Source organism: Mucilaginibacter puniceus, assembly GCF_054783175.1.
Genome location: NZ_BAAGRB010000001.1, coordinates 844,133 through 855,528, shown reverse-complemented (window position 1 = coordinate 855,528; position 11,396 = coordinate 844,133). Strand labels below are relative to the sequence as shown.

General features: G+C 39.2%; 4 protein-coding genes. 2 read left to right on the top strand and 2 right to left on the bottom strand.

What is annotated here, in order from left to right:
• The first annotated feature begins 131 nt into the window (after nt 1–131).
• Together ACYVJ6_RS04020 and tamL are read left to right on the top strand one after the other, a co-directional pair.
• A complete protein-coding gene (locus tag ACYVJ6_RS04020; protein WP_460692740.1) occupies nt 132–5,285 on the top strand; it encodes a translocation/assembly module TamB domain-containing protein in 5,154 nt (1,717 codons plus the stop codon).
• A 3-nt stretch (nt 5,286–5,288) separates the two neighbouring features.
• Complete coding sequence (gene tamL, locus ACYVJ6_RS04015) at nt 5,289–7,589, top strand: translocation and assembly module lipoprotein TamL (RefSeq protein ID WP_460692739.1); 2,301 nt, start codon at nt 5,289–5,291, stop codon at nt 7,587–7,589.
• Nucleotides 7,590–7,672: 83 nt separating this feature from the next.
• Here the strand turns inward: tamL and ACYVJ6_RS04010 are convergent, their stop codons facing one another.
• Both ACYVJ6_RS04010 and ACYVJ6_RS04005 read right to left on the bottom strand, forming a co-directional pair.
• On the bottom strand, nt 7,673–8,461 hold the full coding sequence (locus ACYVJ6_RS04010; protein WP_460692738.1) for a GLPGLI family protein: 789 nt from the start codon (nt 8,459–8,461) through the stop codon (nt 7,673–7,675).
• Between the two features lie 5 nt (nt 8,462–8,466).
• Nucleotides 8,467–11,229, bottom strand: a complete 2,763-nt coding sequence (locus tag ACYVJ6_RS04005; protein ID WP_460692737.1) for a TonB-dependent receptor — start codon at nt 11,227–11,229, stop codon at nt 8,467–8,469.
• Between the last annotated feature and the right edge of the window lie 167 nt (nt 11,230–11,396).

The window sequence follows — 11,396 nt, the reverse complement described above, 5'->3', positions numbered from 1 at the left end:
AGTAAAGGAGGTCAGGAGCCAAGAATGACGCCATTAATCTTAATTCTTGCTTTCTGGTTCTTAAATCAACCTTTAGCATGCTATTTGTTTATATAGTAAATTAACGCATAACCTTTGAAATACATATACAATTGGGGAAATTTGGACGTATAGCTTTAAAAACCATTCTTTGGATAGTTGCCAGCGTCATCTTATTGGTGTTGCTTGTAGTTATTTTAATACAGATACCCGCTGTGCAGAATTTTGCAAAAGATAAAGCGGTAACTTTTTTACAAAATAAAATTCATACAAAAGTTGAAATAGGCCATATCAGTTTAGGGCTGCCTAAGTTGCTGGTTTTAGAGGATGTTTTTTTTGAAGATCAGCAAAGGGACACCTTATTAGCCGGGGATAAATTGAAGGTTGATATCAGCCTGCTGAAGTTATTGGATAACCAGGTAGAGATAAATGAGATCAACCTGCAAGGTATAACCACTAATATTTACCGCGGCCGCGACAGCGTTTTTAATTTCGACTACATTATAAAAGCTTTTGCCAGTGAGCAAAAGAAAGTGCCTGATACTACTGCATCAACCATGAAATTTTCGGTTGATAAGATCATATTGGACAGAATAAACGTTGGTTATAAAGATCTGACCACCGGTAACGATGTAAAATTTAGGCTGGGGCATTTTGATACCCGCATCAAAGATTTTGACCTGGATAAAATGAAGTTCATCGTCCCTCGGGTGAATTTATATGATGTGGATGCGCGTATTATTCAAACCCCGGCAGGATCAAGCATCGATCAAACCGCCAAAGTAGATACAGCTGTTCAGCCTATTAATATGCTGCTTGACCTGGGTATTTTTGATCTGCAAAGAATAAAGGTTGATTACCGCAGCAGCGAAATGACCGCCAAAGTTGATATGAATAAGCTATTGGTGGAGATGGACGACATCGACCTTAAAAACCAAAATGTAGGCATTAAAAACATTGAGTTAAGTAATGCCAAAGCAGCGCTAACCTTTGCCAAACCAAAAACGGTTGTCAAAGCTGCCGAAAATGCGGCTAAGAAATTGGACACCCTTGTATCGGCACAAAACACGCGTCCGTGGACAGCCACCCTGGGCCTGATCACTTTTATAAATAACGATATTAAATATGACAACAACGCGATAAAACCGGTTACTAAAGGCGTGGATTACTCGCATATGCATATACGTAATTTAAATGCTGACGCAGAAGATATAGCTTATAGCGCCGAAGAAATAAAGGGCCGCATCAATGAATTTACGTTTGATGAAAAAAGCGGCTTATCCATTAAAAAGTTCCATACCACGTTTTTTTATGGACCCAAAAGTGCTTACCTAAATGACCTGCTTTTAGAAACCCCGCGTACGGTATTGCAAAAAGAAGTGCGGGTGAGTTACCCATCAGTGGCTGCCATCAGCAAAAACATTGGTTTACTTACAGTTAACGCTAATTTAAACGGCAGTAAATTAGGTTTAAAAGATGTGTTACTGTTAATGCCAACCATGAGCAGCATGGAGCCATTTAAAAGTTCGCCAAACTCGGTATTTAAAATAAATGGCAAAGTTGCAGGGCAGGTAAATAATTTGCGGGTTGACAATTTTGAAGTTGCCGGATTAAACAATACCCGCATCAAAGCATCGGCCACCATAAAGGGCTTGCCTGATATAAATAAAATTTATGCCAATGTCAATCTGATAGATTTTAATACCAGCCAGGCAGATATTGCTAAACTGGTTCCGGCAGGCACCATACCGGCATCTGTAAGCATACCCGAAAGCATGAACTTGAAGGGCACATTTAAAGGTGGTATGCAAAACTTTAACACTAATTTGAATCTACGTTCAACCTATGGCTCAATGGATTTAGTAGCCAGTATGAAGAATGGCACTAACAAACGCACCGCATCTTATACAGCCGACATAAAAGCCAATGATTTGAATGTGGGCGCATTAATCAAACAGCCGCAAACTGTAGGCAAAGTTACTATTGTAGCTAATGTAAAAGGTGTTGGCCTGGACCCAAAAACTGCCAGCCTGCAATTTAATGGTGATGTAACCCAGGCTTATGTAAAAGGCTATACTTATAAAAACCTGTTGATTGAAGGTACTGCCAAAAGTGGCAGCTATGTGGCTAATGCCCGTATGAAGGACCCTAACATCAACTTTACCCTTGATGCTAAAGCCAATCTGAATAAAAAATACCCATCAGTTAGCGGTACTTTATTAGTAGATAGTATCAACCTTAAGAACTTAAATTTCACTAAGGAAGAAATGCGCTTTCACGGTAAAATTATTGCCGATGTACAAACCGCCGACCCGGATTATCTGAACGCCAATATACAGGCAACCGATTTGCTGATTGTTAATAAAGATCAGCGTATTAAATTAGATTCGGTAATGTTGGTGTCAACAGCCAATGCTGATAGCAGCACCCTGGCTTTAAAAGTTGGACCCATGTTGAATGCCCGTATGGCCGGCAAATACCAACTAACTAAAGTTGGCCCGGCGGTACTGGACCTGATCAATAAATATTTCAATACAGATCTGGCTAATCAGGCTACTGCAAAAGCCAAACCTGTTTACCCGCCACAACAGTTTACCTTTAATGCTAAAATTGTTAAAACTGACCTGATCAACCAATTTGCGCCCGACCTCAAACAGCTTGACCCTATAAATTTAAATGGCAGGTTTAACAGTGCCTCTGGTGAATTGGTAGTTAATGGTACTATACCACGGGTGGTTTATGGCACCAACACCGTTAACAATGCAAAACTGGCTATTAATACCGGTAATAATGCATTAAATTATAGCCTGACTGCAGACCAGATCAAATCAGGTTCATCAATTAATTTTTTAAATACCAGTGTTACCGGTAATGCCCAAAACGATAAATTGAATATCAGCTTACAGGTAAGGGATATTGACAAAAAAGAACGTTACCTTATAGCCGGTGTATTTAGTGTTCTACCAAACCAATACCAGTTTAGCTTTGTGCAAAATGGATTACTGCTAAACTACATTCCGTGGACCGTTAACCCGGATAACGCCATCCAATTTGGCAACCTGGGACTGTTAGCGCGCAATTTTAGCATGACCAACGCCAACCAGGTATTAAGTGCCAATAGTACATCCAATGAACTAAACTCTCCTATAAAAATTGATTTCAGGAACTTCCAGATAGAAACTATTACCCGCATGGCCCAGCAAGACTCCCTGCAGGTAGGCGGTATAATAAACGGCACCGCCGAATTAAGTAACCTGCAAAAATCAGTGCAGTTTACAGCAGCTTTGGATGTTAAAGACTTTAGCTTTAAAGGTGATACGGTAGGTAACATCGCCCTGAAAGTAGATAACCTAACTGCCAATGCCTATACCGCAAACATGGCTATAACGGGCTATGGCAACCAGGTAGACATGAACGGCATTTACTATGCGACACCCGAAAGCAGGTTTGATTTGAACCTGAACATTGTAAAGTTGAATATGAAAAGTGTACAGGGCTTTAGCTTTGGTAGCATCCGTAATTCAACCGGTACAATTACCGGGCAGCTTAAAATTACCGGAACAACTGACGCCCCATCAGTACGCGGGGATATCAATTTTAATAAAGTTGGCTTTAATGTGGCTATGTTGAACTCCTATTTCACTATGCCGCAGGAGAGCATTACATTTAATAATGATGGTATCCGTTTAAATGATTTTACACTGGTTGATTCTACCGGAAACAAAGCAGTAGTTACGGGTACAGTTTATACCAAAACTTACCAGGATTTTAGGTTCGGGATTGATATCAACGCCAATGATTTCAGGGCGGTTAACTCAACCGCAGCTGACAATAAATTGTTTTACGGGCAGCTATATGTAAACACCAATATTAAAATACGCGGTGATATGAATAAGCCCATTATTGATGCGAACCTGACCGTGAATGATAAAACCGACTTTACTATTGTATTACCAAGCACGGATCCGGGAGTTGAAGACAGAAAAGGTGTTGTTGAAGTAATTGACCAGAGCACCCCTAAGCTAGACTCGATATTACTGGCCCGGCAGCTAGACTCACTTAAACAATCAGAATTAAGGGGATTAGATGTTAACGCTACTGTTACAGTAAATAAAGATGCCAGGTTTAATGTAGTTATTGACCCACGCAACGGGGATATGGTGCAACTTCGGGGCGAGGCACGATTGAATGGCGGTATTGACCCGAGCGGAAAAATAAGCCTTACCGGTACTTATGTGGTTGAAGACGGATCGTATAATTTATCGTATGCTACGGTTAAACGTACTTTCAAATTTAAAAAGGGAAGCACCATTACCTGGACAGGCGACCCAACTACTGCTAACATAGATTTGACCGCTACTTACGTTGCCAATATACCTCCTATTGATTTGGTGAGCGATCAATTGGGCGGCGATGTGCGAAACACGACAATGTACAAACAAAAACTGCCTTTTAACGTGAATTTGATGTTAAAGAATGAATTAATGAAGCCGGACATTACTTTTAATATTGTTTTACCTGACAGTAATTACACAGTATCGCCCGATGTAATTTCTACCGTAAATGCCCGTTTATCGCAAATACGCCAGGTGCCTAATGAAATGAATAAACAGGTGCTGGGTGTATTAGTACTGGGCCATTTTATTGGCGACAACCCGTTACAAAGCCAGGCCGGAAGCACGGGAGTAAGTGGCGCTATACGTAATAGTGTAAGCAGCTTGCTCTCAGATCAACTAAATAAACTTGCCGGCGACCTGATAGGCGGCGTAGCTTTAAGTTTTGACCTAACATCAGGAGCAGACTATGCTACGGGGGTACAACAGAACCGAACGGACCTAAATGTTGGCCTATCCAAACAATTTTTAAATGACCGGCTTACTGTTACAGTAGGTAATAACTTTAACCTAGAAGGCCAAAACCAGCCGGGGCAAAAAGCTTCTAATATTGCTGGCAACTTGTCTGTTAACTATAAGCTTACTGCTGATGGACGTTATATGATACGTGCCTACAGGCGTAATGAGTATGTAGTGGTGCAGGGGCAAGTTATTGAAACCGGCTTAGGTTTTTCAGTAACCTATGAATACAATAAGTTTATGGAACTGTTCCGAAAAAGATCGCGCAGAGAAAAAGAGCTGCAAAAGCAATATAAAGAAGATCAAAAAGAGAAAAAGGAAGAGCAAAAAGAAGCAGACAAACAACATGATGCCACTGTGCCTGATGTACAGCCTGCAGCTCAGCCCGAAAAACAAAAACAAATAGCAAACTAACCTATGGCTAAGCACAGTTATATATATATTATTTTAATTGCGCTTTTTATAAGCGCGTGCAGCACCACAAAAGATTTGCCGCCCGGGCAGAAGTTGTATACAGGTGCCGAACTTAAGATCATAGATAAACAATATACTACAAAAAATGAGGCTACTGAGTTAACAACCGATTTAAAAAGTTTGCTGCGCCCCAAACCAAACAGTAAAATTTTAGGGTTAAGGGTAAAATTATATATCTATCAAAAAACACGTACCAATAAAAAGCGTGGATTAAAGCAATGGATCAATAAAAAATTCGGTGAAGCACCTGTTTTAGCAGGCAGTGTTGATTTGGACAACAACAGCAAAATACTTAAAAACAGGCTTGAAAATGTAGGCTATTTTGTATCGCAGGTAAGCGGTGATACTATTAGTAAAAATAGGACCGCTAAAGCGGTTTATACTGTACAAACCGGCCCGGTTTATCATTACCGTAGCATTACGTTTCCTACCGGAACGGATAGTCTGAATACAGAAATTGCCCGCACAGCCAATGAGAGTTTATTAAAGATTGGCGATAAATACAATTTGGATGTGATAAAAGGTGAGCGTGTGCGTATTGATGCGCGTTTGAAGGAAAAAGGCTTTTATTATTTCGCCCCCGAAAACCTGATCATGCAGTATGACAGTACTATTACCGATCATAAAGTTGACTTATTTGTAAAAGTTAAAGACGAAACATCTGAACGAGCACGTTGGATATATAAGATCAATAACATTTATGTATATCCTAATTATACATTAAGAGATACGTCTTTAAAATTGGATTCGGCAGAAAAATACCGTTGGTATAATGTTATTGACCCCCAAAAAACGGTTCGTTCGTTTATGTTTAAAAACACAGTGTTATTGCGCCCGGGCGAAGTTTATAACCGTACGGAGCATACCAAATCATTAAACCGTTTTATTGAGTTAGGACCATTTCAGCATGTTAAAAACAGATTTGAAGGGGTAGGTTTAGATTCGCCTAAATTAGATGTTTATTATTTTTTAACCCAATACAAGCGTAAATCCTTACAGGCAGAGATTTTGGGCCGTCAAACTTCGGCTAATTACAACGGTACACAGCTAAACATCAATTTTAAAAACAGGAACACTTTTAAAGGTGGCGAACTATTTGCCATTACTTTATTTGGAAGTAGCGACATACAATACGGCAGCCGTAATAATGGCTTTAACGTTTACCAGGTGGGCATAAAACCATCCATTACCTGGCCAAGGTTTATAAGTCCTATTGACTTTACTAACAATACAGCATTTATACCTCGTACCATTTTAAGAACGGGCTATACTTATATCAGCCGAACCAAACTATATACGCTTAACTCCTTTAATGCATCATTTGGATATGAGTGGAAACCCAACCTGCATAAGCAACATAATTTGAATATCCTTGAAATTAATTATGTAAATGCTACAAGTGTTTCACAGCTTTATCGCGACAGCATTACTAAAACCCGTAACCCCACACTTACGCATGTAATTGATAACCAATTTACATTTGGGCCAAGCTACCAGTATACCATTACAAATACCACCGAAGCGTATCGTAAAAACACGTTTTACTTTATGGGTAAGGCTAGTTTATCTGGCAACTTATTAGGTTTATTAACTGGTGCTGATACGCTGGGTGGCAAGGTAAGCAAGCTATTTGGTACCCCATTCAACCAATATGTAAAGCTGGAAAGCGAAATAAGATACTACAGTCGTATCAGCCCTAAAAGTAAGATAGCAGCCCGCTTTATGGTGGGTGCCGGGTTAAGTTATGGTAACTCAACAGTAATGCCCTACAGCCAGCAATTTTTTATTGGCGGGGCCAACAGCTTACGCGGTTTCCCGGCACGGTCATTGGGCCCTGGCGAATATAACCCGCCTGCATACCTGACACAGGGCACCAACTTTTTGCCCGATCAATCGGGTGATATAAAAATTGAAGCGAACTTTGAATACCGCCCTAAACTGTTCAGTATAGTTGAAGGTGCTGTATTTATGGATGCCGGTAATATTTGGTTATTACGCCCTAACGCCAGCTTACCCGGGGCGGCTTTTGACAAAAACTTTTTAAAGCAAATGGCCGCCGATGTGGGTGTAGGTTTACGCTTTGATCTATCCGTTTTGGTGTTACGTACTGACCTGGCCTTCCCTATCATCAAACCAAATCTACCTGAAGGAAAACGTGTAGTTATCAATCAGATAGATTTTAGAGATGCCAAATGGCGCGGACAAAACCTGGTGTTCAACCTGGCAATAGGCTATCCTTTTTAATGTGGTGAATAGTGAGTGGTCAGTTGTGAATTTTTGGTGTATTACTATTTTTATTAACCATTTGCTACTACCCACTCACCATTTTACATCAATCCCAGTATTTTAATATAGTAATCAACATTAATACCTTGTGCCTGATAGGCGGCCATACCCTTTCTTATGGTAGATAACAGTGTTTTAGTATCCGTTACCTTGCCTTTTTTAGGGGGATCTATTGGTTTTGCAGGAGTGCCTTCTGTTATTTTAGTAGCCGTCCATGATACATTTTCATGTGGGATATTCAATTGCAATATCATTCCCGGTAACCCTGAAAACAATTCGGGGCCACCACAAACACGTATCTTATCAGTATAAAAAGCTACAACATAGATCGAATCGGATACTAAGCCATTGGCGCGACGACAAGTATAGCCTAATATATCACGCGTCTCTTCTGTTATTTTCCATTTAGCCTGCCGCATATTATCTTTTACCAAAAACTGCTCACCCATGGCATCTTTCTCCATTACAATAGTACCTGCAGATAAATCGGTATAGATAGTATTTGATTCTGCCGTAAGCGGGTTTAGTTGAAAACTTTGATAAGGTGTTGGCGGCTTGATGGGCGTTAACAACATTTTATTATCGGCAAAGCTTAATGTACTATTAAATGTAGCAAACTGGGGCATTGTTTTTTTATATTGATCCAACACTTGCTGTAGCTGTGCTTTCATACGCGCATCCGCATCTTTATGTATCTGGTATGGTATAACCTGGTAGGTATTTACGCGGCGCTGGTATTGAATTGTCCCGGTGGTAATAAATTTTGCGGTTTGAGCGAATAACAACCCGCTTGAAAATATGATTATAATGGTTATGATTGTCTTTTTCATGATGATTATTTTGTGGTTGTAGTACCAAATTTTGTGAAATCCCATGTTACGCTTAGTAAAAAATACCTCATTATAGTATTATAATTACTTTGCGATATCCCAGTTGAGTTTATGCTTCTATTTAAAGATGGATTAGCATTTAATAAGTTGTTACCTGATACAGATACCTTTAGATTTTGGTCTGGTAAGAATGTTTTGCTTAATGCTGCCGTTAACGTAGTTAAATTTAACGCCTGTACGCTTTGAGTTTTTGCCTGATAAACATAATAAACCTCAGACTCCAAGATGAATTTAGCCGGCAAGAATAGTTTTATTCTTGAGTTGATATTGCCACCTGCAATGTTATTATTACTTTGCGGTGTTATAGAATATCTGGTAGGATTATAAGTTGGACTAAACCTTAAACCAAACTCATATTTTTGCAACTTAACTGTTTGTACACCTAAAGACGCTTGATAAGTGTAGTTTGTAAATTTATTCAGCACGTTATTAACGTCGGTATAACTGGTGCTTCTTCTAAAACCTAAGCCAAAGCTTACATCTATTTCTGTACCACTAATTCTGCGGCTACCTGATATACTAGTTGTTATTAAATCAGGTCTTTTATCACCTAGATTAATACTTTGTACAGTAGTTTTACCGGTATTATCAATAGCGAGTTTTTGAATTATTTCGTTCTCTGCAAAGTTATAGCTTGCCTGTATAGACATAGATTGCCTGCTTATGATCTGTTGTGAACGATAGTTACCCTGAAAATAATGAGTAAAAGCCGGTTTCAGATCTGCATTACCTAAAACTATACGTAAAGGGTCGGCGTTGTTAGGAATAGGTTGTAGCTCATTTGCCGTTGGCTGTCGCATACTACCGTTATAGTATAGCTGTATAGCTTTTTGTGAAGACATTTGATATTGATATACTACCTGTGGTATCCAGTTAACAAAACTGCGTTTAAAGTTTCTGTTACCATATCGTTCTAACTGGTCAAAGTCAACAATTGAGGTTCGTGTACCAAATACTAATATGGTTTTGTCTTTCCTGTAATTAAACATGGCGCCTACCTGATTGGTTACCTGGTTGGTTTTAAAATCATTACTAAATACGGTATTTAGAATATCATATTGACCGGTAGCTGTTGACTTGTCAAATGAGTTCCTGGTATTAATAGTATTGTTTATGCCTAAACCATAATTAAATTGTAGTGACCACAAAGCACTTAATGGCTCGCTATAAGTCATGTTACTACTTATATTGGTATTATTTGCTCTTACTGTTTTTAACTGGTCGGTTGTAGCACTGTTTGCCGAAGTAATCTCTGAAAATAAATATCCATCAGCATTATTTTCTGCGTAAGTCTGGCTCAGATTCCAGGTAAATGTGCGTCGTGGTTTACTAAACTTTTTGGTGTACAAGGCACTTATACCAAACGATTTTTGACGAGAATCATTAAATGTTCTCCTGGTTTCACTTAATATTAGATTGCCATTTTCATCTCTAATAGTTGTTAAGGCATTATTGGTAGTTTTTAAATTTTTATCAATGGCATTAACATCTATTTTAAGGGTTGATGAGGTATCCAGTTTAGTGTAATAACTTAAGTCTGCATTTTGCCTGAATGTTTCATTTTTAAAATTACGGTTAGTGGCACTACTTTGTATAGCCCCCGGCAAATTTATCTGGCTTGATGAAACAAATTTACCCTCCACATCTAATGCACCTATTTTGTAATTACCATTTATGGTTGCATCATTTTTTATTTTTTTATCATAATGGGCACCTGCTGCCTTTGCCTGGGGCAAACCATTTCCGTTATAGTTACCACCACTTGCGTCAAGGTCATCATCTCCACCACCGGACACCAGCAAACCTCCTGTATCACCTATTTGCACACCGGTTGTTGAGCCAATTCTTGAATTATCCGCTACCCCCAAGCCTGTTTTACCTGTGTTGGCTATTGTACCGTAAGCGGCAAATTTGCTGCGGGCTGTAAACTTGTTAAATAATGCCTGTGTTTCGTAGTATTCGTCGGTACCGACTCCTGCTAGTAGTTTTCCAAATACACCTTTCTTCCTATCCTCTTTAAGCTTAACATTAATGGTTTTGGTTTTAATCCCATCATCAATACCGGTAAATGCTGCCTGGTCGCTTTTTTTATCATATATCTGTATCTTATCAACCATATCACCCCTTAAATTCTGGGTAACCAAGGTTGGGTCATCCCCAAAAAACTCCTCACCATCCACCAGCACTTTAGGCACCGGCTGGCCCTGCATGGTTATTTTACCATTTTTATCTATTTGTATACCCGGTATTTGCTTCAGCAGGTCCTCCACCTTTGAGTTGGGTTGTATAACATAGGCTTTGGCATTGAACTCCAAAGTATCACCTTTGATCTTGATCTCTTGCACCGGCCCTTTTACAGTTGCTTCGCCTAACATATTGGTAACACCCAAATTAACATTACCCAGGTCGCTCACTTCATTTGGCGGACCCAGAGTAAATGGCTTCATTTTATCATCATAACCGGGATAGGTTACAAACAATAAATATTTACCCTCGGACAGGCCGTTGATAGTAAACGCGCCATTATCATCGGCATAAGTAAACTTGCGTAAAACAGAATCTTTAGCATCAAGCACACTTACGCTGCCGCTTAATTTGGCTTTGGATACCGAGTCGATAGTAACCCCCTTTACGCCATGCGTACCTTGCGCAAAGGAAGAATAACTAATTAGAAAAACGGCGAATAACGCCAGGATGGTGGCTTTCATTTTTTATAATTGTGATAAGGTTTAGGCACTGCAAGATATAAGTACATTAGGGAGTATTTATATCGTTTAACTTATTTTAACATTTGATGTATTAGTAGGTAAAATGTTACAATCATTACAACAATATAAAATATACATTTATAGTGTACTACTTAACTAATACACTA